This window comes from Pseudonocardia sp. KRD291, from assembly GCF_019263595.1.
In the GTDB taxonomy this organism is placed as follows: Bacteria; Actinomycetota; Actinomycetes; order Mycobacteriales; family Pseudonocardiaceae; genus Pseudonocardia.
Window position 1 is genome coordinate 1 of sequence record NZ_JADQDD010000068.1, and the last position, 23,492, is coordinate 23,492.

Consider the following 23,492-nt stretch of genomic DNA (forward strand, 5'->3'; position numbering starts at 1 on the left):
CGCGGTGGAGGACCACCACGACATCTCCACCGACGACGGCGCCCGGGCGGCAGTCACCGCCGCTGTGGAGGCCTTCGGCGGCGTGCACATCGTGGTCAACAACGCCGGAATCCTGCGGGACACGACATTCCACAAGATGAGTACCGAGCAGTGGCAGGCCGTGGTGCGCGTGCACCTGGACGGCTCGGCGTTCGTTACGAGGGCGGCCTGGCCACACCTGCGCGAGCAGCGCTACGGGCGGGTGGTGATGACCACCTCGGGTGCCGGCCTGTTCGGCAACTTCGGGCAGGCCAACTACGCCGCCGCGAAGCTCGGTGTTGTCGGCCTCATGCACACCCTCGCCCTCGAGGGCGCGCGTTACGGCATCCGCGTGAACTCGGTCGCCCCGGTCGCGCTGACCCGGATGACCGACGGCTTGCTCGATGCCTCCGCCGACCTCGACCCGGCCTGGGTGTCGGCGGCAGTGGGCTGGCTGTGCACCGAGGAGTGTGACCTCACCGCCGAGATCGTGCGGGTCAACGGGCCGCACTTCAGCCGGGTGCGGGTCGTGGAGTCGCTCGGGGTGGACTTCGCCGAACCGCCGACGGACGACACCCTGACCGATCGCTGGGACGGGATCGCCGACATGGTCGGTGCGAAACAGGGCGAGGCCGCCGTCGCCGTCGCCCGCCGGTCCGGATCCGCCTGACTGCCGACGCGGCACGAGGCCCGTCGGACTCCCCCGGCGGAGTGAACATCTGGATCGGAGGCGTCGCGCCCCGTGCCGGCGGACCGGTCGCGCCGCCCGCCGGCGCGTGACCCACTGCACCGGTGGTCCTTCACGACCCCCCACCGGGCAGCAGAGCGATCTTGACCACGCCGTCCCGGCGGGAGCCGAACAGCTCGTACGCCTCGTCGGTGGCCGAAAGCGGCATCCGGTGGGTGAACAGTTGCGACAGGTCGGCCGGACCGTGCTCGGCCAGCGCAAAGAGCCGGCGCAGGCGATCGCTTCCGGACGGGCAGAGGCTGGTGACGATCTTGCGCTGGTAGAACCCGAGTCCGACCGGGACGTCGAGGCTGCGGTGCGCCGCGTAGACCCCGACACTGGACACGGTGCCGTCCAGGCGGGTGCACTCCAGCGCCGCGGCGAAGGTCTCCTGTCGGCCGAGCGCCTCGATCGCGACGTCCACGCCTCGCTTGCCGGTCAGCTCCCGGATGCGGGCCACCGCACCCTCGGGCTCGACCACGACGTTGGCGCCGAGCCGCATCGCCAACTCGGCGCGCTCCGGTACCCCCTCCACCGCGATCACGAGACCAGCACCGTGCAGCCGGGCGCCCGCGGTGGCGCAGAGCCCGACGGGCCCCTGGGCGAAGATCGCGACCGTGTCGCCGGTCTCCACCTTCGCGCGCTCGACCGCGGAGAACCCGGTGGACAAGACGTCGCCCGCCAAGAGGGCGCGCTCGTCGGACAAGCCCTCGGGCACCCTCGCCATGTTGATGGTCGCGCGCGGTACGACGAAGTAGTCGCCCTGGCAGCCGGCCAGGGCGTTGGAGATGCCCGGCACCTTGCCCAGGACGAGGCAGGCCTGCAGTTGCCCGCGCAGGCAGTTGCCGCACTCGCCGCAGCCGACGACGCAGGACGCGACCACGCGGTCGCCGACGGCGAACCCGCGGACGTTCTCGCCGAGCGCGGCGACGGTGCCTACCGCCTCGTGGCCCATCCCGACCTGCTCGACGCCGCGGGGCATCGGGAACTCGTGCAGCATGTGCAGATCCGAGCCGCACACGGTGGCGAGCCGGGTGCGCAGCACGGCCTCGTCCGACCCGGGTTCCGGGACCGGGGCCTCGCGCAGCTCCAGCTTGCCCATACCGGTCTTCGACCAGGTCCGGTTGACCGTCGTGGATGTCGTGGTCATCATCGTCCTCCGCTTCGCCTGCGCATCGACCACATCTGTGGTGCCCGCTCGGTCTGAACCGCCGCGTCCCAATCGTCCGCCGGCGGGCCGTCTCCATCTGGAAGCTGCGGCTTCAGCGCGTTGCGTCGCTCCGGTGCGTTCAGCATCAGTACCTGGACACCGCCGCCGACCTCGAGATCTACCTCCACCGTTTCTCCCTGTGCCCCGTCGGTCATTCCGCGACCACGCCGGTCGCGATCAGCTCGTCGATGTGCTCGCCTTCGATCTCCAGCTCAGCCAGCACCTGTCGGGTGTGTGCTCCGGCGTGCGTCACGACCGGGCCCGCGGTGGCGGTCCAGCCGCGGAGCCGGGGGATCGGGCCCACCTGGCCGGGCGCGGGCAGCACTCCCCGGGCGTGTGCGGTGGTAAAGGCGTCGGCCAACGACCGCACCGGCGCTACCGCGGTGTCGACATCGCCGAGCCGGTCGAGCCAGGTGGCGAGTGGGGCGCCGGCGAAGGCCTCGGTGAACACCGCCCGCATCTCGTCCCACCGGGACGTGTCGTGCTGTCGGTCGATCAGGTCGGGCCGCTCGAGTGCGGCGCACAGGTTCGCGAAGAACTTGGGCTCCAACGCGCCGACCGAGATCCACTGGTCGTCGGCGGTGCGGTAGCAGTCGTAGAACGGCACCGCGCCGGAGAGCAGCCCGCCGCCCCAGGACGGGTCGGGCGCGCCGGCCGCGGTCCACGACGGGGCCACCTGCATCAGCCCGAGCAGGCCCTCGTACATCGACACGTCGACGTGGGTGCCGCGACCGGTGGCGGCCCGCCCGGTCAGCGCGGCGAGGATGCCGAACGCGGCGAGCAGCCCGCCCGCGGCGTAGTCGGCCGCCATGTTCAGCGGGATCCCCGGCTTCTGGCCCGGGCGGGTGCTGACCGAGAGCAGCCCGGACTCGGCGATGTAGTTGAGGTCGTGGCCTGCGTGCTGGGCGAGCTCGCCGTCCTGGCCGTATCCGGTCAGTGAGCAGTACACCAGGCCGGGGGTGGTGGCCGAGAGCGCGCGGTAGCCGAGCCCGAGCCGGTCGCAGGCGCCCGGGCGGAACCCCTCGACGAACACGTCGCTGCGCGCGGCGAGCCGCAGCGCGATGTCCAGGCCGGCAGGCTTCTTGAGGTTCACCACGATCGAGCGCCGCGACCGGTGCAGCGGGTTCAGGCCCAGCCGCCGCGCCTCCCGGCCCCCGTGCACCCCGAGATCGGCGACCCCGCTGCCCGGGCGCGCCGACGGCGGCGCCTCGATGGTGATCACGTCGGCACCGAGATCGCCGAGCAGTGTCGTCGCGAACGGCCCGGCGCCAGCGCCGAGAGGTCGAGCACCCGGACGCCGGCGAGCGGGCCCGTGCCTGCGGTCATGTCGTGGTCCTCACGTGGTGCGGTCGGTGGAGGAGCAGTCGAGCAGGGTCGTGGCCAGCCGTGCCCGGTGTGCGGCCGGGGCCCCGCAGGCCGGCTCGAGCGCTTTGCCGCGTTTGAGCCACAGGTGCAGGTCGTGTTCCCAGGCGAAGCCGATGCCGCCGTGGCACTGCAGGGGTGCTCGCTGGCCGCCCGCCCGGAATCGGAGGCGGCCACCGCGGTGGCCGCGGTGGCCAGCGGGTGGTCGGCGAGCAGCTGCGTGGCGGCGCGGACCCGGGACGGCGGCACTGCGCGGACAGGAAGGAGTGCGTCTCTCGGCGAGGGAGCCCTGGTCCGGGGTCAGGTCGAGATCCACCGAGGCTGCCCTCGGCAGGCCGAGCACGTACTCGGAGATGATGTTGCGCGGCACCTCGCCGGTGCCGGCGAAGATCCGGGCCGCCATCTCCGCCAGCGTGGCCATGGGCACCGCCCAGCCGTGCCCGACCTCGCCGACGACATCGGCCAGCGGCACCCGGACCCCGGTGAGGAACACCTCGGAGAATCTCGGCTCGCCGTGCAGCTGGCGGATCGGACGCAGCTCGACACCGGGGGAGTCCATGGCGATCACCGCGAAGGGCAGGCCCCGGTGCCGCCGTCGCGGATCCGAGCGGACCAGCGCGAACATCCACTGTGCGGACGCCGAGATCGAGGTCCACACCTTCTGTCCGGTGATCACCGGCTCGTCGTCGTCGGACGCCTGCGCGGGGGAGTAGGCGAGGTCCACCTCAGATCCTCGTGATCGTCGGCCAGAGCTCGTCCGGACCGGCGGTGAGCACCGCGCGTCCGAGCTCGGCGGCCCAGTGCTCGTCGGACCCGAACTCTTCGCGCCACGACCACAGCCGCCGCGTCAGGTGGTGCAGGCGGTGCTCCTGGGTGAAGCCGATGGCGCCGTGTACCTGGTGGGCGATGCGCGCCGCCGGGCCGGCCGCCGCGCTGGTGCGGGCCTTCGCGGCAGCGACTGCGAGCCTGTGGCCGGCCGGGTCCGAGCTGCGCGAGAGCGAGGCGACGGCCGCGTCTGCGGCCGCACCGGCCGCGGCCGCTAGGCCCGCGAGCACCGCGACCTGGTGGGCGACGGCCTGGAACCGGCCGATCGGACGACCGAACTGCTCGCGCTGCCCGGCGTAGCGCACGGTCAGCTCCAGCACCATGCCCAGGGCGGCGGCAATCTGCACCGCCCTGGCCAGCGCCCCCAGCCGGTGGAGCTGCGCGGCGGTGCCCGCCGGGACCTCCGCGACGTCGGAGGTGGAGATCTCTGAACCGGCCGCGACCAGGTCGTCACGTGGTTCGCCGGCCAGGTTGTCACCGATGGCTAGGGTGAGATGCGCCGGGTCGAGCAACGCGACCAGCTCGGGATGGTCACCCCCGCCGTCGCCGGCCACCAGGATGCGGCTGGCGAACCTGGCGTAGGGCACCCGCGGCGCGGTCCCGTCCAGCACCACCCCCGCCGCGGTCCGCCGGATCGTCAGCCCGGGCCCGACCGCGACCGTACTCGGCCCCTCCGGGAACGCCAGCCCGGACACCGCGCACCCGGCGGCGACCGGGAACAGCGCCTCGGCCAGCGGCACCGGTCCGGCGTGCGCGGCGACCACGCGCAGCACGGCCGCCGCGTCGGCCGGCTCCCCGCCGGACCCGCCGAGGTGCTCGGGCACCCCGACCGTGGACATGCCGGCCTCGGCCAGCGCGGCCCACAGCGGCTCGTCCCAGGAGCCCTCGGCGGCGGCGACGATCTCGGGCGGGCAGTGGTCGGCCATGATCTCGCCGACGGTTCGCTCCAGCAGCGCCCGGTCATCGGGCGACCCCGCGTTCATCGCAGCCCTAACCTGCGGGCCACGATGCCGCGCAGCACCTCGTTGGTGCCTCCGCGCAGTGTGAACCCCGGCGCGTGCAGCACGGCGCGGGCAAGTTCGCGGGCGAACGGGTCGGCGGCGGTGGCGCTCGGCTCCGTCGGGGCCACGGAGCGCGCGACGTCGATGATCTCGTTCTCCAGCGTCGTGCCGAGGTCCTTGACCAGTGCGGCGGCGACGTCGGGAGCCTCCCCGCGGTCCAGCGCTGCGGCGATCTGCACCGAGAGCCTGCGCAATGTCCAGAGCTGGGCGACCAGCTGCCCGATCGCCACCGCCTGGCGCCGGTCGTCAGGGTCGGCAACTCGGACGAGTGCGACCAGCAGCGGGAGTGTGGACAGAAACCGCTCCGGACCGCTGCGCTCGAAGGCCAGCTCGGAGGTGACCTGACTCCACCCGGAGCCGACGTCGCCGAGGACCATGTCGTCACCCACGAACACGTCCTCGAGGAGGACCTCGTTGAAATGGTGCTCGCCGTCGAGCAGCCGGATCGGGGAGATGGTCAGCCCCGGCGACCGCAGGTCGACGATGAACTGGCTCAGCCCGTCGTGGCGGGCATCGTCGTCGCGGGGCGAGCTGCGACACAGCGCGATCATGTAGTCGCAGTGGTGTGCCTGGCTGGTCCAGACCTTCGTCCCGTTCAACCGCCACCCGGCACCGTCGCGCCGCGCCGTGGTCCGCACCGAGGCCAGGTCCGATCCGCTGTCGGGCTCGCTCATCCCGATGGCGAAGAAGGACCGTCCCCGCGCCATCTCCGGCAGCAACCGCCGGCGCTGCTCCTCGGTTCCGTAGCGGAGCAGCGCCGGCCCGCTCTGCCGGTCGGTCACCCAGTGCGCGACCACCGGCGCCCCGGCCGCGAGCAGTTCCTCGATCACCACGAAGCGGTGCAACGACGGCTGCTCGTGGCCGCCGTAGCGGCGCGGCCAGGTCATTCCCAGCCAGCCGCGGTCGCCGAGCCTGCCGGAGAATCCGGCGTCGAAGCCGGCCAGCCAGGCGTCGCTGGTGCTCTGGATCGTGCCGCGATCGCGCTCGACCCGGAGGAACTCACGGACCTCGCCCCGCAGCGCCTCGGCCGCCGGCGGCAGCCCGGCGTCGGGCAGCCGGATCGTCGCGGTCGTCGACGACATCGTGGGCATGCTCAGCGCCACGGCGAGAAGTCGGGCTTGCGCTTCTCCATGAAGGCCTGCGAGCCCTCGGTCTGCTCGCCGGAGGCGAAGAAGCCGGGGTTGACCTGGTTGAGGATCGTGAACCGCTCCTGCTCCTCGCGGATGTGCGCGGTCGAGTCGTCGAACGACTTCTTGATCAGCTTGAGCACGGTGGGGCTGAGCGCGAGCAGCTCCGCGCACCAGCGTTCGACCTCTGCGTCGAGCTCGTCGGCGGGCACGACGGCGTTGACCAGGCCCCAGTCCAGCGCCTGCTGCGCGGTGTAGCGGCGGCAGAGCATCCAGATCTCCTTCGCCCGCTTCATTCCGACGACCGTCCACAGGTGACTGACCAGCCAGCCCTCCGCCGGGCTGGCCACGCGCGGGCCGTTCTGACCGAACACCGAACGGTCCGAGGCGACCGTGAAGTCGGTGACGTAGGCCATGTGGTGGCCGCCGCCGATGGCGTAGCCGTCGACGCGGGCGATCACCGGCTTGAGGCATTCTCGGAAGGCGCGGTAGAGCTCCTTCATCAGCTTGTCGAACGAGTCGTCGCCCGCGCGGAAGGTGTCCTCGTTCTCGACGCTCACGTCGCCGCCCGCGGAGAACGCGCGCTCGCCCGCGCCGGTCAGCACGATGACGCCGGCCTGGTTGTCCGCGCCCGCCCGCCAGATCGCGTGTGCGAGCTCCTTGACCGTGTGCGGGGTGAACGCATTGAGCTTGTCGGGCCGGTTGATGGTCACCCGTGCGATCGCGTCCTTGACCTCGTACAGGATGTCGGAGTACTCCTCGACCGCTGCGGTCATGATCCGGCGCCTCCCTTGTCGGGTATGATGATTACCAGGATCGTAGGGATGTCGTGGGGGCAAAGTCCACCACTCGCCCGGCCCACCGATGACGCTGAGGAGACGACATGACCGGTGTAGACGGACCATCCGCCGACGGTGACGCCCGCCGGGTCGCATTCGTGACCGGCGGCGCCGGGGGTATCGGCACCGCTATCTGTCGGCAGCTCGCGGCGGCGGGCCGTACCGTCGCCGTCGCCGACCTGTCGCGAGAGGCGGCCGAGAAGGTGGCCGCCGACATCGACGGCATCGGCGTCCCGCTCGACGTGACCGACCCCGACTCCGTGGCGGCGGCGGTCGCCGAGACCACCGAACGGCTCGGCGCTCCGGCCATCGTGGTCAACGTGGCGGGCTGGGACGAGCTCAAGCCGTTCCTGGAGACCGACGAGGAGTTCACCCATAAGGTGCTGGAGATCAACCTGAACGGCCCGATCAGGGTGCTGCGGGCCACCTTGCCGGCCATGGTCGAGGCCCGGTACGGCCGCGTGGTGAACATCGCCTCCGACGCCGGCCGCGTGGGCTCGTCGATGGAGTCGGTGTACTCCGGGGCCAAGAGCGGCGTCATCGGCTTCACCAAGACCATCGCGCGGGAGTTCGCGAAGTACGGCATCTCGGCCAACACGGTCTGCCCCGGGCCTACCGACACCCCGCTGCTGCGCCAGATCACCGCCGGTGAGCGCTCCGGAAACATCATCGCCGCGATGACCAAGGCAGTGCCGATGCGGCGGATGGGCACGCCCGACGACGTCGCCCCGGCCGTGGTGTTCCTCGCCTCGGACGCGGCCGGCTACATCACCGGGCAGACGCTGTCCGCCAGTGGAGGACTGACGATGAGCTGACGTGCCGCCGAGGGACGCTCAGCTGTACCGGACCAGTCTCGACACCTCCAGACACGGCGCCGTCCGCTGCTCGGTCATGACCTCACCGAGGAGACACGGCGTTCCTCAACGACGTCTTGGCCCACGAACCTGGACGGGCGGACCTGGACGCGCTTGCGGCCGAGCTGGCATGGCGCGGAGGGCCGCGCACCACACCGCACCGTGCCGGTGCTCGAGCACCCGTCGCACAAGGACCGAGGCCCGCGCACACCGGTGATCTACTGAATCGCCGAGTACGTCGCGCCGGACCCGGGTGAACCGGTGCCGCCACGTTGCTACAGGTGCAGGCCGACGTTGTCGATGAGGTGGGTCGTGCCCAGCCGTGCGGCCACCAGCAGCCGGGCGGGGCCCGGCCCCGGGGTGACGTCCAGCGCGGCGCCGCGCAGCTCCAAGTAGTCCACCGGGAGCCCGCCGTCCCGCTCGAGCACTGCCCGTGCGGCGTCGAGCACCGCGGCCGGACCGTCCGCGGCCGCGACGGCGCCCGCCGTCAGCGCGCGGAACAGCCTCGTGGCGCGGGATCGTTCGGCCGGGGTGAGGTACACGTTGCGGCTGGACAGGGCCAGGCCGTCCGGCTCGCGGACGGTGGGTACGGGCACCACGGACAGCGGGAAGTTCAGGTCACGCACCATCCGGGTGATCAGCGCGAGCTGCTGATAGTCCTTCTCCCCGAAGTACGCGAGGTCCGGAGCGACGATGTGGAACAGCTTCGCGACGACGGTGAGCACCCCGGCGAAGTGACCGGGCCGGACGGCACCCTCCAGCTGCGCGCCCAGCGGACCCGGCACGACCGTGGTGTCCGCACCCTCGGGGTACATGTCCGCGACCCCAGGCAGGAACACTAGCTCGACGCCTTCGTCCCGGCACGCGTCGAGGTCGGCCTCCAGCGGGCGGGGGTAGCGGCTGAGGTCCTCACCCGCCCCGAACTGGAGTGGGTTGACGAAGATCGACACGACCGCCGCGGTGTCGCCGCCGGCCCGCCGGGCTTGTCGGATCAGCTCGCGGTGCCCGGCGTGCAGGGCGCCCATCGTCGGCACGAACGCGATGCGGCGACCGGTCGCGCGCAGGTCCCGCACCGCCGTTGCGAGGTCCTCGGGGCTGCGGTGGACCTCCGGCTCGCCCACGGTGCGGTTCTCGGGTGCCCAGGTGCCGTCCACTGGTCCTCCTCGTCGAGCCTCGCCGGCCGGACGGCGTATCGGGGGAGGCGCGCAGATCCGGCGGGGACGGTCAGGCCGTTCGGTGCCGGTCGAACCCCTCGTAGCCGTTCGCCGCGACATCCTCGCACGTACGGCGGTAGAGACCGAAGCTGCCGAAGAAGAACAGGGGCCTGCGCGCCTTGCCGGGGATGTTCGCCCCGTCGTACCAGGACCCGGACGGCCCGGCCACGATGCGCTCGGCCTGGGCCCGTACGTGGTCCGCCCACCGGCGCTGCGCTTCGTACCCGGCCTTGACCACGGCGAGGTCGCGTCGCAGGGTGTCCTCGATGCAGGTGGCGATCCACTCGACGTGGTGCTCGATGGACACCGGCAGGTTACCGAAGGTGGCGCCGGGACCGGTGATGGTGAACATGTTGGGGAACCCGGCGACAGCCAGCCCCAGGTAGGTGCTCGGCCCGTCGGCCCACGCGTCACGCAGCGTCAGGCCGCCGCGACCGGTGATGTCGATCCTTGTGAACGGTCCCGTCACGGCGTCGAAACCCGTCGCGAGGACGAGCACGTCGAGCTCGACCTCCCCGGCGGTGGTCCGGATGCCCTGCGGAGTCACCTCCTCGATCGGCGACTCCCGCAGGTCGACGAGCGTCACGTCGTCGCGGTTGTAGGTCTCGAAGTAGTCGGTGTCGATGATCGGCCGCCGTCCGCCGAACGGATGGTCCGTCGGCGTCAGCTTCGCGGCCGTCTCCGGGTCGGACACGGTCTCGCGGATCTTCTGCCGCACGAAGTCGGCGGCGAGGTCGTTGGTCCTGATGTCGGTGAGAGATCGCGGTAGGAGCCGAACACGAACCGGAACCCGCCCTGGCCCCACAGCTCCTCAAAGGTCTCCCGCACCTCCTCGGAGGTGGCGTCCAGGGCCGAGCGGCCGTTGTGCTGCCAGGGAAAGCCGCTGAGCGACCACTTGGCCCTCGCCCAGATCGCGTCGTAGTCGGCCCTGATCTCCGCCAGCACCGCACGGTCGACGGTGTGGTGCCCGCGGGCACCGCGAACTGTGGGCTGCGCTGGAACACGTGCAGGTGCGCGGCGTGCTCGGCGATCACCGGGATGGCCTGCACGCCGGTGGAGCCGGTGCCGATCACGCCGACCCGCCTGCCCTCGAGGTCCACGGCCTCGTGTGGCCAGCGTCCGGTGTGATGGCACTCGCCGGCGAACGTGTCGAGGCCCGGGATGTCGGGCGTGTAGGGGGCGGCGGCGAGCAGACCCAGCCCGGTGACGAGGAACCGGGCGATGACGGCGTCACCGGAGCCGGTCTCCACCCGCCACGTGCCGTCCGCGTCGTGGTACCGCGCGGCCTCGACGCGGGTGCCGAGGCGGATGTCACGCAGCAGGTCGAAGCGCTCGGTGACGTGCTCGAGGTAGGCGAGGATCTCCGGCTGGCGCGGGTACTTGCCGCTCCACTCCCACTCCTGCAGCAGCTCTTCGGAGAAGGAGTACCAGTACACGTAGCTCTCGGAGTCGCAGCGCGCTCCCGGGTACCGGTTGAGGTACCAGGTGCCGCCGACCCCGTCCGCCGCCTCGATCACTACGGCCCGCAGGCCGAGCACGTCACGCACCCGGTGCAGCATGTAGAGACCGGCGAAACCGGCCCCCCGACGTCGACGTCGACGTCGACGTCGGGGGGTAACGGGGGCGGTTCCGGGCACGGTGCTCACTGCCGGGTCTGCTGGGGCCGGTTCAGCCCGTCGAGGACGACCTCGGCGTACATGCGACCGATGTCGCGGGCCGCCATCGGCCCGGTGCGGTACCACTGGTAGGCCCAGGCCGACATGCCGATGATGCCGAAGGCCAGGACCCGGGCCGAGGCCACGGGACGGAACGATCCGTCCGCGATGCCCGCCTCCAGGATCGTGACGACCTGCTGCTCGTACTCGTCGCGCTTTTTCTTGACCTCGACGAACCGGTCCTCGGACAGGAAGCGGCGCTGCTCGAAGAAGATGGTCTGGTAGCGCTGGAAACGCTCGGCGCCGACCAGGTTCTCCTCGATCAGCTGAGCGAGGGTCTCGCGCGGCGACCGGCCGGCCGACGCGGCTGCCCGCAGCATCTCGAGCTGGCTGTCGATGAAGGCGTCGTGGATGAGTAGCAGTAGATCCTCCTTCGCCGCGAAGTGGTGGTAGAACGATCCCTTGCTCACCCGGGCCCGTTCCACGACCTCCTGGACCGACGTCGCCTCGTACCCCTTCTCGTAGAAGCAGTCCACGGCCGCGGTGACGATGGCGTCGAACGCCCCCCCGCGGGACGACGCGGGACGGGAGCCGGGAGCGGATGCGGTGGGCATGGGCGGGATGCTAGCCAGCGCCGACGCCGGGACCTCTGGGCTCATCCCGGGGTCGGGTCGCCGACCCGCCGGCGGATCTGCGATCGGACACCGGTCTGGCCGCGGTTGACCCCGACCATGCCGGCGTCGCCCGGCCGCGTCTGCAGGCGGTTGCCCAGATCCGGGCCGATGGCCGTCAGGCCCCCGTCGACGGAGATCGCCTGCCCGGACACGAACTCCGAGTCCTCGCTGGCGAGGAACAGGGCGGTGCCCGCGATGTGCTCGGGGCAGCCGTGGTCGGGCCACGGCTGAACGCTGGGCAGCAGCTCGCGCATCTGCTCCTCCCGGCCCTGATGGAGCAGCGGGGTGAGGATGACTCCCGGGCAGATCGCGTTGACCCGGATGCGGTGAGTGGCCAGCTCGACCGCGATCGACCGGCTCAGGTTGATCACTGCGGCCTTGGCCGACGAGTAGGCCTGCGGTCCGGCGCCGCCAGACAGGCCGGCGACCGAGGCGGTGTTGATGATCGACCCGCCGCCACCCTGCTCGATCATGACGCGGGCCGCGTGCTTGGTGCCCAGGAACACCCCCCGGGCCAGCACCGCGAAGGTGTAGTCCCAGTCCTGCACCTCGATGTCGGTGACCGGTCCGAACGCTCCACCGACGCCGGCGTTGTTGAACATGACGTCGAGCCAGCCGAACTCCGCCACCGCCGTGCCCACCGCGGCGACGACGTCGTCCTCGTTGGCGACGTCGGCCGCGACGAAGCGGACCGCGTCCGCGACCCCGGCGTCGCCCGCAGCGGACAGCATGGCCTTTCCGCTCTCGGCGTTGAGGTCGACCCCGACCACCCGCGCCCCCTCCGCGCAGAAACGCAGCACGGTGGCCAGCCCGATGCCGCTGGCCCCGCCGGTCACGACCGCCACCTTGCCGGCCAACCGGCTCACGGGGTCGTCACCGGCGCCGACGGAGCGACCACGCCGGCCTCGCCCGCATAGAGCTCGGCGTACTCGGCCCGCAGATGGAACTTCTGGATCTTGCCTGAGGACGAGCGGGGCAATTCGTCGAGCAGTATGACGGCTTTGGGGACCTTGAACCCGGCGAGCCGGTCCCGGCAGTGCGTCACGATCTCCCCGGTGGACACGGCGGCACCGGCACTGCACCGTACGAATGCGGTGACGGCCTCGGTCCAGCGCTCGTGCGGCAGCCCGACGACGGCGCATTCGGCCACCGCGGGGTGTCCGGCGACCGCCAGTTCGACCTCGAGCGAGGCGACGTTCTCCCCGCCGGTCTTGATGATGTCCTTGCGGCGGTCGACGAACCAGACCACGTTCTCCTCGTCGACCCAGCCGAGGTCGCCGGTGTGGAACCAGCCGTGACGGAACACGTCGGCGGTCGCCTCGGGGTTCTTGAGGTACCCCGTCATCGCCTGGGGGCCCCGGTAGACCAGCTCACCCAGCTCGCCCGGCGGCAGCAGGCGGCCCTCTTCGTCCATCGCCGCGATCCCCATCGTCACCGCCGGTGCGCCCCAGGACGTGGTCTTGGTGTGGGCGTGCTCGGGACGCTGGATCTCGTTGACCGGAGTGAACTCGGTCTGACCGGAGATCAACCGGCACTGCGCGTTCGGGAACCGGGAGGCGAGGACCGCGACGCGCTCCGGTGACAAGCTTGCCGCGCCGATCACGCACAGGCGCACGGTGGACAGGTCGCGGTCGCCGATGCCGGGCTGGTCGAGCAGGCCCACCCACATCGGGCCGGTCATCAGCGTCGTGGTGATGCCGTGGTCGGCGACGGCATCGAGCGCGGCGTCCGGGTCGTAGCTGCGCGAGATGACGGTGCAAGCGCCCACGAACAGGTGCGGCAGCCACATCGCGTTGAGCTGGCCGGTGTGGAACAGCGGCATCACCGACAGCGTCACGTCGATGTGCTCCAGTTGCATCGCCAGCGCCGTGGACAGGCCGCTGATCAACACCGCGAGGTGGCTCGTGGCCACCCCCTTGGGGCGGTCGGTGGTGCCGGACGTGTAGAGCAGCTGCAGAGTGTCGGCGTTCTCGACCAGCACCTCCACCTCGGCGGTGGGGCCTGTCATCAGGCCGGCGAACGGGGCCACCCGTTCGGTGGTCCCCCCGACCGGCTGCGTGTCGTGAGGCGGCCCATCGTCGACGACGTAGAGCGCGCGCACCGCCGGCAACGCCTCCAGCAGCGCCCGCGTGTGATCGGAGAACGCCTCTTCGGCCACGAGGACGGCGGCCTCGGCCTCGTGGAGCATGAAGCACATCTCGTCGGTGGTCAGCGCGACGTTGAGCGGCAGGTAGACCAGCCCGGCCTTGGCCGCGGCGAGGTAGGTGACCGGGATGACCCAGTGGTTGCGCGACACCACCCCGACCACGTCGCCGCGCTGCAGGCCCGAGGCCAGCAACGATCGGGCCACCTGGTTGACCGCGTCGTTGAGCGCGCGGTAGGTGAGGACGACGTCGCCGTCGACCACTGCTGTCCGGTGGGGGAACCGGGCCGTCGTGCGGGTGAGGACGTCGCCGACGCACGCGCGCTGGATGAGGTTGGTCGCGAGCTCGGCGTCGTAGGTCCCGGTCACAGCGCTGCCCCCTGGGCCACCTCGACCTCGGCGGGCACGTAGAACTGGCGGGACCACTTGCGGAAGTTCTGGTACGTGGGCGACTCCTCGCGCACGATCGGCGCCCGCAGCGTGTAGCGCATGTTGGACCAGATCGGGAAGTCCATCTCCGTCTGACGAATCTGCTCCTCGAACACGCGTTGCTCGCGGTGGTCGGGAGGGGACCCGGGCACGGCGTCGGGTCCGCGCTTCTGCCACATGGAGAAGAAGACGTCGGAGGTCTCGGCGTCGATCGGTGTGGAGCAGACGAACTGAGCGGCCTCGACGTAGTCCATCATCCGGAAGCAGATCAGTCCGACCCCCCACGCCTCGATCTCCAGGCGGCCCGCGATGGTGCCGCCGGGCGTCAGCTCGGCACCCTCACGGCCGTAGGGGTACTCGTGCAGGATGTAGGCATAGGGGCCCTCGGTCTCGAACTTCTCGATCGCCGTGGACCTCGGTGCACGGTGCACGTAGTGGAAGTGCATCGGATCGACGGTGTTCTCGGCGACTACCTGTGGCTGGAATGTCACGCCCGCCCACAGCTTGACCGCGTGTGGCTGGGCCTGCAGGTAATCGGGGTGCTCGAACTCGGGCAGTGTGGGGGGTTCCCAGGACGGCGACAGGCCATCCGGATGGTGCCAGACCAGTAGGACTCCGTTGGCGGTCCGGGTCGGGTAGCTGCGTAGGCACGTCTTCACGGGGCGGGCGCTGTAGGGGATGTCGACGTTGCGGCCCTCGCCGTCCCACGCCCAGCCGTGGAACGGGCACACGAGGTCGTCGCCGCGGACGGTGCCGCCGGCGCCGAGGTCGGCGCCGAGGTGCCCGCAGTAGGCCTCGATCGTGCGGTAGGCGCCGTCGGTGCCGCGGAACAGGACCAGGTCCTGGCCGAAGTAGCGCATCCGCCGGACGCCGCCGGGCTGCAGGTCGTCGGCCCACCCGACCTGGAACCAGCCGCTGGGGGGAGTGGGGTAGGGAAAGCCCTTCATCTGTTCTCCTCGGTGTGGCGGGCCGGTTCGGCGTGGAAGTCGGCCAGGTCGGCGGTGCGGGTCATGTCCCAGTAGTCGATGACGCGCCACGGGGTGTTCGTGACGACGCGCCCCGCGGAGTTGCGGTAGTAGGTGCTCATCCCGGGGTGGGACCACACCATCCGGTCGTGGGCCGCATCCACCCGCGCGACGTAGTCGTCGTGCACCTCTGCCCGGCACTCCAGTGCGCCGATCCCGTGCTCGCGCATCCGGCGCAGGGCGTCGCTGATGTAGCGGGCCTGGCACTCGGCGATGAACATGTAGCTGCCGCCCGCCCCCGGGTTGACGTTGGGGCCGTACATCAGGAACAGGTTCGGGAATCGGGGCACCGTGATGCCCAGGTAGGCGGTGGCGTCGTCGTCACCCCACACCTCGCGCAGGTCCGTCCCGCCGCGCCCGCACACCTGCAGCGGCGCCACGAACCGGTTCACCTGGAAGCCGGTGCACAGCACCACGACGTCCGCTGGGTGCAGGGTGCCGGTGCCGTCGCGGACCGCGTCGGCGGTGAAGCCGGTGATCGGCTCGGTGACGAGCTCGACGTGCGGGCGGGTCAGCGCGCGGTACCACCCGTTGTCCAGCAGCATCCGCTTGCCGTAGGGCGGATATGTCGGCACGGCCTTGGCCTGCAGGTCCGGCCGGCCGGCGAGCTCGGAGCGGATGTAGCGGGTGAAGTACTCCCGGTGCCCGTCGTTGACGGCGTTCAGCGAGCGTTCGGGGTGCTCCCAGCCGGGGTCGGTCTGCAGCGACGGGTGCACGCGGTCGTTCCAGGTCCAGGCGAGGCGCAGCCGGTACCAGGTGCGGTAGAACGGCAGGTTCTCGAACAGCCACCGCGCGTCGTCGTCGATGGGCTCGAAGTACCCCTCCGCGGGCGCTGTCCACTGCGGTGAGCGCTGGAACACCGTCAGTGAGGCGGCCCGGTCGACGATCGCCGGCACGGTCTGCATGGCGCTGGCCCCGGTCCCGACGACGGCGACTCGCCTGCCGGTGACGTCGAGGTCGGCGGGCCAGCGGGTGGAGTGCGCGACGGTCCCGCGGAACTCGTCCAGTCCCGGGAGGTCGGGCACGGTCGGGACGCCGAACAGCCCGGCGGCGGTGACCAGGATGTCGGCGCTGAGCTCGCGCTGCACTCCGTCCCGGTCGCGGACCCGCACGGTCCACCGCTGCGCGTCCTCTTCGTAGCGCGCATCGACGGCCTCGGTGCCGAAGAGGATGTCCTCCCGCAGGTCGTAGTGGTCGGCGAGGTCGGCGAGGTAGCTGGCGAGCTCGTCGCGCTTGCCGAAGTGGCCCGACCAGGCCCGCGGGAAGAACGACAACGAGTACAGGTGGCTGGGCGTGTCCACGCCGCAGCCCGGGTAGGAGTTGGTCAGCCAGGTACCACCGACATCCTCGCTCCGCTCCACGACGACGTGGTGCACGCCCGCCTCGCGCAGAGCCACGGCCAGTGTCATCCCGGACACCCCGGCGCCGACGATGACCACCGACTGGCCGGTTCCGGCGGATGGATGCGGCTGCGGTGTCCGGGCCGGGGCGCCGAGCTCGGCCGCGGCGAGCCGGCCGTACTCCTGGGGGACGGGCTCGCCCATCGCCACCCCGAACATTTCGGTCAGCAGGGCTGTCGACGGGTCGGGAACGGCCACCGGCGTCCCGTCGTACCAGGCCATCACGGCGTCGGTGACCGCGTCGAGGACCTCGCGACGCCGCTCGTCGGGCAGCCCGCCGGAGTCGTTCGCGCCGAGGCCACGGTTGCGGCCGGGCCGGTACGGCGGCTCGAGCCAACGGCCGTCACCGGTCAGGTGGTGCAGCACCATCAGCAGAGTGGGGATGTTGCCGGCCTCGGCGATGGTCCGCAGGCGAGACCGGTCCACGACAGGGGCGAGTTGCTCGGTCACGGCGACTCCATCGGCGGCGTTGGTGCAGCGCCACCATACTGACCGGTCGGTATGGTGGTCAACGTATCGCGGGTTTCCCAGCGGCCGCACTGTCGTCACCGCCCGAGGAACCGGGGCGGGCGGCGCTGCAGGCAGGCCGAGGCACCCTCCCCGGCATCGTCGGAGGCCAGCACGTCGAGCGCGGCGTCGCGCTCGGCGGCGACGCCGTAGACGATGAGCGCGCAGCGGTCCTCGACCCGCCAGTCGACCAGGTAGATGTTGGGAGTCACCACCGGAAATGGTGTCCACTCGTGGTCCATCTCGATCGTCATGTCGCCTCCCGTCAACCTCGCCGGGTCCGGTGTCGCCCTATGGCATTGCGTATCCGCCGTTGACGCCGTAGGTCTGCCCCGTCACCCAGGACGCGCAGTCGCCGGCGAGGAACGCGACTGCGGCGGCCGCGTCCTCGGGCTCGCCGGTTCGGCCGAGCGGGTAGGCCTTCGCGATGCGGTCCCACAGCTCGGGGGCGAATTTCGCCTCTGACTGCGGGGTGCGGGTGGTGCCGAGGGCCACGCAGTTGATCCGGACGCCGTGTCGTCCGACCTCCTTGGCCAGGGCCTTGCTGAACCCGATCACTGCGGCCTTGGCCGCGGAGTAGACGGCGGTGCGGGGCTCGCCGACCCTGGCGGCCTCCGAGGTGATGGTGACGACCGACCCTCGACGGCGCGCGATCATGCCGGGCAGTACCGCATGGGTCATGTTGAGCACGCCGTGGGTGTTGACCCCGAACTCGCGGGCCCAGTCCTGCGGGCCGGTCTCGGTGAACGGCTTCACGATCCACATGCCGGCGTTGTTGATCAGCACGTCCATCGGGCCGATCATTTGCTCCGCGTCGGCGACCATGGCGGCGGAGGCCGCATGGTCGCCGACGTCGCCGGTGACCGCGACCGCAGTGCCACCGGCGGATACGAGGTTGGCCGCCGCCTCCCGCGCGCCGTCGGCGTCGATGTCGGCGACGGCCACCCGCGCCCCCTCGGCGACGAGCAGGGCGCTGATCGCGTAGCCGATCCCGCGAGCCCCTCCGGTCACCAGCGCCGCGCGTCCGTCAAGTCCGAGATCCATGCTGCTCCTGTCCGTAGGCCCGGGTTCAGACGCCGGAGACGCGGCGTTCCATGTCCGCCCAGTGCGGCTCGCGCAGAGCCTTGCGCTGCAACTTGCCCACCGGGCTCTTGGGTAGCTCCTCGGTGCGGAACTCCACCCGGCTCGGCTTCTTGTAGGAGCCCAGGGCACGGGCGGCGAGGTCGATGATCTCCTGCTCGGTCACCGCCGCCCCGGGGTCGGTGACGCAGACGGCCATCGGGGTCTCGCCCCATCGCTCGTGCGGGACGCCGAAGGCGGCCACCTCGCGCACCGCGGGATGGGAGGCGATCACGTTCTCCAGCTCGGCGGGCCAGATGTTGAAACCGCCCGAGATGATCATGTCGTCCATCCGGTCGAGCACGTAGAGGTAGCCGTTGGCGTCCATGGTGCCGACGTCGCCCGAGAGCACCCAGCCGTCCACCAGACGGGCGGCGGTCTTCTCAGGGTCGTTCCAGAAGCCGGTCATCTGCCCCTCGCAGCGGATCGCGATCTGACCCTCCTGCCCGGCGGGCAACGGCTCGTTGTCGGGACCCCGGATCTCCAGCTCGGCGAACGGCAGCGGTCGTCCCGCCGACCGCAGCGGGTTGGAGCCTTCGACCGTCGAGAACCACTCCTGCGGTCCCATCGCGCATGCCGGCAACGCCTCGGTCTGGCCGTAGAGCTGGTAGAGCACCGGGCCGAAGAGGTCGCGGGCGGCGAGGGCGGTGGCGTCGGAGATCGGAGCGCCGGCGACCAGGATGACCTTGAGCGCCGAGAAGTCGCGACGGCGCGCGTCCGGGTGCCGGGCGAGGGCGCCGAGCAGCGCGGGCACGCAGAACATGTACCCGACTCTCTCGCGTTCCATCGCCTCCAGGCATTCGCCCGGGTCCGCGGCCGGTAGCAGGACGTTGACGACGCCCTGCAACCACATCGGGAGGTAGAGATAGCCCGAGCCGTGCGAGATCGGACCGACGTGCATGCAGACGTCACCGACCTGTACCGGGGGTAGGTTGTAGGTCCAGTCCCGACCCGAGGCGAGCCAGGTGCGGTGCGTGTTCGCGACGCCCTTCGCCCGGCCGGTGGTGCCGCCGGTGTGGCGGATGATGAAGTAGTCGTCCGGCTCGATCCGCGGGTCGGGGTCGCTGTCGGGCTGTGCGGCCAGCCAGTCCTCGTAGCCGCCGTCGCGGACGATCACGTGCTCGAGGTCGGGTAGCTCGTCGACCAGCCCGGCGACGTCGGGCAGGTAGCGCTGCGCGACGACCAGTGCCCGGCAGCCCGTTCCGGCCATGTTGTCGGCGTGCGCACGCCTGGCGTCGCGAGCGTAGAGCGGGACGCGGACGAGCCCGGCCGCTGCGGCCCCCGCGTACATGTCCTGTGCCTCGACGCTGTTGTCCTCCAGCACCGCCACCCGGTCGCCCGGATCCAGGCCGAGCGCGAGCAGGCCGTTGGCGAGCCGCAGCCCGCGGGTCCAGGCCTCTGCGTAGGTGAGCCGCCGGTCGCCGGAGACCACCGCGGTCCGCTCGGCGTAGTGCTGCGCCGAGCGTCGCATCAGGCCCCGGACGTCCATCGGTCATCGGCCTCCTCGTCGGAGGTCGAGTGTGCTCGACCATGAGACGGCCGTCAACAGAATGTCGTAGAAAGCCGTCGTTAGTATGCCCGGGCGCAGGGGTCCGACGATCGTTGGGGGAGTGCGATGGACACGCGCAGCGGGCAGGCTCAGGCGGGCGGCGGGTGGAACGGGAGCGGGGTCCGCCGCGCATCGGGAAGTGCCCGATCGTTGCTGTTCACCGTCATCGGTGAGTACCTCCGGGATCCGGGTGCGGCGCTGTGGACCGCGGGTGTCGTCGCGGCGATGGGTCGGCTGGGGGTCGAGGAGCGAGCGGCCCGACAGGCCTTGACGCGGACGGCGCGGGACGGCTGGCTCGTCGCCGAGCGTCACGGTCGCCGGACCCTGTGGCGGCTGACCTCTCGTGCCGCCGGCCACTTCGCGGAGTCCGCGGAGTCCGTCTACCGGGCCGGGCGGCATCCGACCGCCTGGGACGGCGACTGGACCGTGCTCGTCACCTCCGTGCCCGAGTCCCGGCGCGATCTGCGGCACCGGTTGCGCACGCGGCTGCGCTGGGCCGGCTTCGGGCCGCTCGGGCAAGGCGTCTGGATCTCCCCGCGGGTGGGCTCGGAGAAGGCTGCCCGGCAGGTGTTGGATGAGCTGGGTATCACCGCCAGCGCAGTGTCGGTCGTCGGCCGGATCGGCGGCCTCGGCTCCGAGTTCGAGGTGGTGAACCGGGCTTGGGACCTGGGTGGCCTGGCCCGCGACTACGCCGCATTCGTCGCCGAGTTCTCCGACCTGCGCGAGGAGCGTGAGCCCGCGGTCGTCTTCACCGAGCAGACCCGGATGGTGCACCGCTGGCGGGAGTTCGCGCTGCGCGACCCAGTGTTGCCGGCCGAACTGCTGCCCGCGCGCTGGCCCGGTCACGATGCCCGGGACCTGTTCTTCCGCCGCCACGACGCCGACCACCGCGTCGCCGCGGAATGGCTCGGCGCGCTCAGCTAGGGCTGACCGGTTCAAGGGCGCAGCGGCTGACATACGACATCTGCTTGTCTGTCGCTGCCAAAATGTCGTAGGTTGTGCCGGTGGCTGCCTCCATCGATCTGCTGACCGCCGGCGCGGTCGCCGATCCGCACGCGATGTTCGCGGCACTGAGGGACCGCGGCCCGGTGCTCTGGAGCGACACTCACCGGGCCTGGGTCGTCACCGGGTACGACGGGGTGACCGAGGGGTTCCTGGACGCCGAGCGTCTCTCCTCCGACCGGTTGACCCCGTACTGGGCCCGGCTCACCCCCGACCGCGCCGCCGTCCTAGGTACCACCTTCGACGTCCTGCGCGGCTGGATGGTGTTCCACGACCCGCCACGCCACGCCCTGCTGCGCAACCCGGTGCGGCGCGCGTTCACACCGCGTCAGGTCCAGCGGCTGGCGCCCGGGATCGACAGGATCGCTGCCGAGCTCCTCGACGGGATCGCCGAACGGGGCACCTGCGACCTCAAGGCCGAGTTCGCGTTCCCGTTGCCTGCCCTGGTCATCGCGGACCTGATGGGGGTGAAGGGCGCCGAGCGGCACCGCTTCAAGGACTGGTCGGCCAAGCTGGCAGCGATCGTGTTCGGTGAGTCCGACAACCCGCAGCGCGACGCCCGGGCGGCCGAGGGCAGTGCCGAGTTCGTCGACTTTTTCAGCTGGCTGGTCCGCCACCGCCGAGAGCACCCGGGCGATGACCTGGTCAGCGCGCTGCTCGCCGCGCAGGCCGAAGAGGGAGCCGGCGATCTGAGCGATCTGGAGCTCGTGGGCGCTTGCACGCTGCTGCTGTTCGCCGGCCACGAGACGACGACCAACCTGCTGGCGAACTCCGCGCTGGCCCTGATGCGCCACCCCGACCAAGCGTCACTCCTACGCAACAGGCCGGAGACCATCGACACGGCCGTCGAGGAGCTGATCCGTTTCGACGGACCGGTCAAGACCATGGTCCGGGTCGCAGCCCGGACCCACGAGCGCGGGGGGATGACCCTCGAGCAGGGCCAGACCGTCTACCTGTCCGTGGCCGGGGCCAACCGGGACCCCACGGTCTACGATCACGCGGACGATCTGCGTCTCGACCGCTCCCCAGGGCGACCGGGCATCTCCTTCGGTCAGGGCCTGCACTTCTGTCTCGGGGCGGCGCTGGCCCGGCTCGAGACCCGGATCGCGGTCCCGGCGTTGCTGGGCAGGTTCCCCGATCTCGCGTTGGCGACCGACGACTTGAGCTGGGAGCCGCAGATTCTTACCAGGGCCGTCCGGGAGCTCCCGGTGTCTGTCGGGACCTGACCGCACGGGCGCCGTCGCGGGGCGTCCTCGGCCTCGTTCGCCGTCCCGCCTCGGCGGGTACCTGGTCAGCTCGCCGGTGCCACGATGAGAAGGCCGTGTCGACCCAGGAAGCCCCGGATCACGGTGAGTCCGTCGTCGTACATGGGTGAGTCGGGAGCTGCAGGAGCGAGTGCGAGGCGCCGTCGGGCACCACGAGCTCGTGCGTGACGCCGACCTCGCAGAGGTGCGTCGCGAACGCGGCGGACTCGTCCCGTAGCGGGGTCGCCCCCGCTGACGGTCACCCACGTCAGGTCCGAGGCTGGCCATGGGGCGCACCATCCTTCACTGAACCCGGGCGGTTCAGGATCCCGACGGCCGAGGCGCTCAGGGGCAGAGTTCGTGTGGGATCTCCTCAGGGTGCGCCTTGCCGGTGGGGCAGTAGTCGCGGACGAGGTCCTCGAAGTCGATGAGAAGCGCGTCGAGCTCGCCGTCGTGACGGACCGTGGCGATCATCTGGTATCCGATGACCACCGAGCGACCGAGTACGGCGAGCCGCCGGGCGGTCCCCGCATTGCCGACGAGGTCATGGAGCAGCGCGAACAGGGCGGCGTGCCACAGTTCGTCCACCCGTTGCTGGGCCGCTGCCACGATGGGGTTGGTCGCGGCCCAAGACCGTACGACGGCGTCGATGTCGTGGTCGAGCGCCAGCATGGCGGCGTGGTGGCGCAGTAGCCTGGTGTTCGGCGTCCCCTCTGACCGGCTGAAGGCCCGCGCCTCGTATCCGTGCCGGGTCTCCCAACGATGTCCCACAGCCTTCGTGTAGCCGTGCAGGTTGCCGAAATGGTGGTAGAAGGATCCGTTCGTCGTGCCGAGCGACGCACACAGTGCGGCGATCGTGAGGCCGGCCGGGCCGTCGGCGACCAGGATCTCCAGGCCCGCCTCCACATAATCACGGCGCGATACCCGCTGAGCCGCAGCGCGTGCGTGTGCCGGCTCGTTCGGCCGATCACCGGTTCCTGGCACGTCGGTTAGACGTAGGGCCGAGCCGGGCACTGGGTGAACGCTTCGCGGCGGTCCTCACCGCGGGTGGTGTCCGAGAGGTCGACATTGCCGTTGACGTCGAAGATGTCCTCAGCGAGGGCCTCGCAGATGCCATGACCGGTGCAGGAGTCGACATCGAGACGGATACGCATTGCTTGTTCCGTTCGTCGTGGTGGTCGACGTGCACGACAGCCGGTCGAGGTCGAGCCGCCAGGGCAGACGCTTGAGCTGGTTGATGAAATTGCCTCGGATCAGCTCGTGCGCGGAGCGCGGTGGCGGCGGTTCGGTGACCCTCGAGCCAGTTCATCCGTCAATCGTCAGCGCGCGGGTGGGGCAGGTGGCCACGGCCTGCTCGACCTCGAGGCGCTGGTCGTCGTTCGGGTCGGTCAGCAGGTGCACTGTGCCGTCGTCACCGACCTCGAAGACATCCTCGGCAGCGAGCTCGCACATGCCGTGGCCGGTACAACGCGTGGTATCGATGTGCACCTTCAACAGCGGTCCTTCCT

23 protein-coding genes and 1 pseudogene are annotated in these 23,492 nt (G+C 71.2%); 4 read left to right on the forward strand and 20 right to left on the reverse strand.

The features are described 5' to 3' along the window. Positions 1–688: SDR family NAD(P)-dependent oxidoreductase (locus I4I78_RS12175; protein ID WP_218611394.1), on the forward strand; the 688-nt coding region annotated here is incomplete at its 5' end. Between the two features lie 130 nt (positions 689–818). Here the strand turns inward: I4I78_RS12175 and I4I78_RS12180 are convergent. The 6 genes from I4I78_RS12180 to I4I78_RS12205 form a co-directional block, all read right to left on the reverse strand. Next, positions 819–1,895 carry a zinc-binding dehydrogenase gene (locus I4I78_RS12180; protein ID WP_218611395.1) on the reverse strand — a complete coding sequence of 359 codons (1,077 nt, stop codon included), beginning with the start codon at positions 1,893–1,895 and terminating at the stop codon, positions 819–821. Between the two features lie 211 nt (positions 1,896–2,106). Further along, entirely contained in the window at positions 2,107–3,177 is a 1,071-nt protein-coding gene (locus I4I78_RS12185; RefSeq protein ID WP_308252052.1) for a CaiB/BaiF CoA-transferase family protein, read from the reverse strand. Between the two features lie 114 nt (positions 3,178–3,291). Then, complete coding sequence (locus I4I78_RS12190) at positions 3,292–4,041, reverse strand: acyl-CoA dehydrogenase family protein (RefSeq protein ID WP_218611396.1); 750 nt, start codon at positions 4,039–4,041, stop codon at positions 3,292–3,294. Between the two features lies 1 nt (position 4,042). After that, positions 4,043–5,125, reverse strand: coding sequence for an acyl-CoA dehydrogenase family protein (locus I4I78_RS12195; RefSeq protein ID WP_218611397.1), 1,083 nt, complete (start codon positions 5,123–5,125; stop codon positions 4,043–4,045). Then, positions 5,122–6,285 (reverse strand): acyl-CoA dehydrogenase family protein, encoded by a 1,164-nt coding sequence (locus I4I78_RS12200; RefSeq protein WP_218611398.1) that lies wholly within the window; start codon positions 6,283–6,285, stop codon positions 5,122–5,124. The genes I4I78_RS12195 and I4I78_RS12200 overlap by 4 nt, the downstream gene beginning before the upstream one ends. An 11-nt stretch (positions 6,286–6,296) precedes the next feature. Continuing rightward, positions 6,297–7,106: an enoyl-CoA hydratase-related protein gene (locus tag I4I78_RS12205; protein WP_218611399.1), complete on the reverse strand. Its 810-nt coding sequence runs from the start codon at positions 7,104–7,106 to the stop codon at positions 6,297–6,299. A gap of 107 nt (positions 7,107–7,213) precedes the next feature. On the opposite strand from I4I78_RS12205, the gene I4I78_RS12210 reads away from it, so the two are divergent. Further along, a complete protein-coding gene (locus I4I78_RS12210) occupies positions 7,214–7,984 on the forward strand; it encodes an SDR family NAD(P)-dependent oxidoreductase (RefSeq protein ID WP_218611400.1) in 771 nt (256 codons plus the stop codon). A gap of 314 nt (positions 7,985–8,298) precedes the next feature. Here I4I78_RS12210 and panC read toward each other — a convergent pair whose 3' ends face one another. From panC to I4I78_RS12265, 11 genes and pseudogenes are all read right to left on the reverse strand, one after another. Further along, positions 8,299–9,177 carry a pantoate--beta-alanine ligase gene (gene panC / locus I4I78_RS12215; protein ID WP_308252053.1) on the reverse strand — a complete coding sequence of 293 codons (879 nt, stop codon included), beginning with the start codon at positions 9,175–9,177 and terminating at the stop codon, positions 8,299–8,301. 70 nt (positions 9,178–9,247) lie between these two features. Beyond that, a complete protein-coding gene (locus tag I4I78_RS33810) occupies positions 9,248–9,955 on the reverse strand; it encodes a hypothetical protein (RefSeq protein ID WP_218611416.1) in 708 nt (235 codons plus the stop codon). A 346-nt stretch (positions 9,956–10,301) separates the two neighbouring features. Beyond that, positions 10,302–10,796: pseudogene (locus I4I78_RS33815) on the reverse strand (flavin-containing monooxygenase); the annotation flags it as partial. A gap of 83 nt (positions 10,797–10,879) precedes the next feature. Continuing rightward, a complete protein-coding gene (locus I4I78_RS12230) occupies positions 10,880–11,506 on the reverse strand; it encodes a TetR/AcrR family transcriptional regulator (RefSeq protein WP_218611402.1) in 627 nt (208 codons plus the stop codon). Positions 11,507–11,547: 41 nt separating this feature from the next. After that, positions 11,548–12,432: an SDR family NAD(P)-dependent oxidoreductase gene (locus I4I78_RS12235; protein ID WP_218611403.1), complete on the reverse strand. Its 885-nt coding sequence runs from the start codon at positions 12,430–12,432 to the stop codon at positions 11,548–11,550. Further along, positions 12,429–14,078 (reverse strand): AMP-binding protein, encoded by a 1,650-nt coding sequence (locus tag I4I78_RS12240; RefSeq protein WP_218611404.1) that lies wholly within the window; start codon positions 14,076–14,078, stop codon positions 12,429–12,431. Before I4I78_RS12240 ends, I4I78_RS12235 begins: the two co-directional genes overlap by 4 nt. Further along, positions 14,075–15,085 carry a Rieske 2Fe-2S domain-containing protein gene (locus I4I78_RS12245; RefSeq protein WP_218611405.1) on the reverse strand — a complete coding sequence of 337 codons (1,011 nt, stop codon included), beginning with the start codon at positions 15,083–15,085 and terminating at the stop codon, positions 14,075–14,077. The genes I4I78_RS12240 and I4I78_RS12245 overlap by 4 nt, the downstream gene beginning before the upstream one ends. Then, the gene (locus tag I4I78_RS12250; protein ID WP_308252054.1) at positions 15,082–17,013 is read right to left on the reverse strand and encodes an NAD(P)/FAD-dependent oxidoreductase; all 1,932 of its coding nucleotides are present in this window, start codon (positions 17,011–17,013) and stop codon (positions 15,082–15,084) included. The genes I4I78_RS12245 and I4I78_RS12250 overlap by 4 nt, the downstream gene beginning before the upstream one ends. A 95-nt stretch (positions 17,014–17,108) precedes the next feature. After that, complete coding sequence (locus I4I78_RS12255; protein WP_218611406.1) at positions 17,109–17,324, reverse strand: hypothetical protein; 216 nt, start codon at positions 17,322–17,324, stop codon at positions 17,109–17,111. Between the two features lie 37 nt (positions 17,325–17,361). Beyond that, positions 17,362–18,114 (reverse strand): SDR family NAD(P)-dependent oxidoreductase, encoded by a 753-nt coding sequence (locus I4I78_RS12260; RefSeq protein ID WP_218611407.1) that lies wholly within the window; start codon positions 18,112–18,114, stop codon positions 17,362–17,364. A gap of 25 nt (positions 18,115–18,139) precedes the next feature. Beyond that, entirely contained in the window at positions 18,140–19,678 is a 1,539-nt protein-coding gene (locus I4I78_RS12265) for a class I adenylate-forming enzyme family protein (RefSeq protein WP_218611408.1), read from the reverse strand. Positions 19,679–19,804: 126 nt separating this feature from the next. Here I4I78_RS12265 and I4I78_RS12270 point away from each other — a divergent pair, with 126 nt between their 5' ends. Together I4I78_RS12270 and I4I78_RS33820 are read left to right on the forward strand one after the other, a co-directional pair. Next, positions 19,805–20,662, forward strand: coding sequence for a PaaX family transcriptional regulator C-terminal domain-containing protein (locus I4I78_RS12270; RefSeq protein ID WP_218611409.1), 858 nt, complete (start codon positions 19,805–19,807; stop codon positions 20,660–20,662). Positions 20,663–20,742: 80 nt separating this feature from the next. Further along, complete coding sequence (locus I4I78_RS33820; RefSeq protein ID WP_218611410.1) at positions 20,743–21,966, forward strand: cytochrome P450; 1,224 nt, start codon at positions 20,743–20,745, stop codon at positions 21,964–21,966. 363 nt (positions 21,967–22,329) lie between these two features. On the opposite strand, the gene I4I78_RS12280 is transcribed toward I4I78_RS33820, so the two are convergent. The 3 genes from I4I78_RS12280 to I4I78_RS12290 form a co-directional block, all read right to left on the reverse strand. Next, on the reverse strand, positions 22,330–22,890 hold the full coding sequence (locus tag I4I78_RS12280; protein WP_218611411.1) for a TetR/AcrR family transcriptional regulator: 561 nt from the start codon (positions 22,888–22,890) through the stop codon (positions 22,330–22,332). A gap of 83 nt (positions 22,891–22,973) precedes the next feature. Then, positions 22,974–23,138: a ferredoxin gene (locus I4I78_RS12285; RefSeq protein WP_218611412.1), complete on the reverse strand. Its 165-nt coding sequence runs from the start codon at positions 23,136–23,138 to the stop codon at positions 22,974–22,976. A gap of 151 nt (positions 23,139–23,289) precedes the next feature. Then, positions 23,290–23,492: ferredoxin (locus tag I4I78_RS12290; protein WP_255567115.1), on the reverse strand; the 203-nt coding region annotated here is incomplete at its 5' end.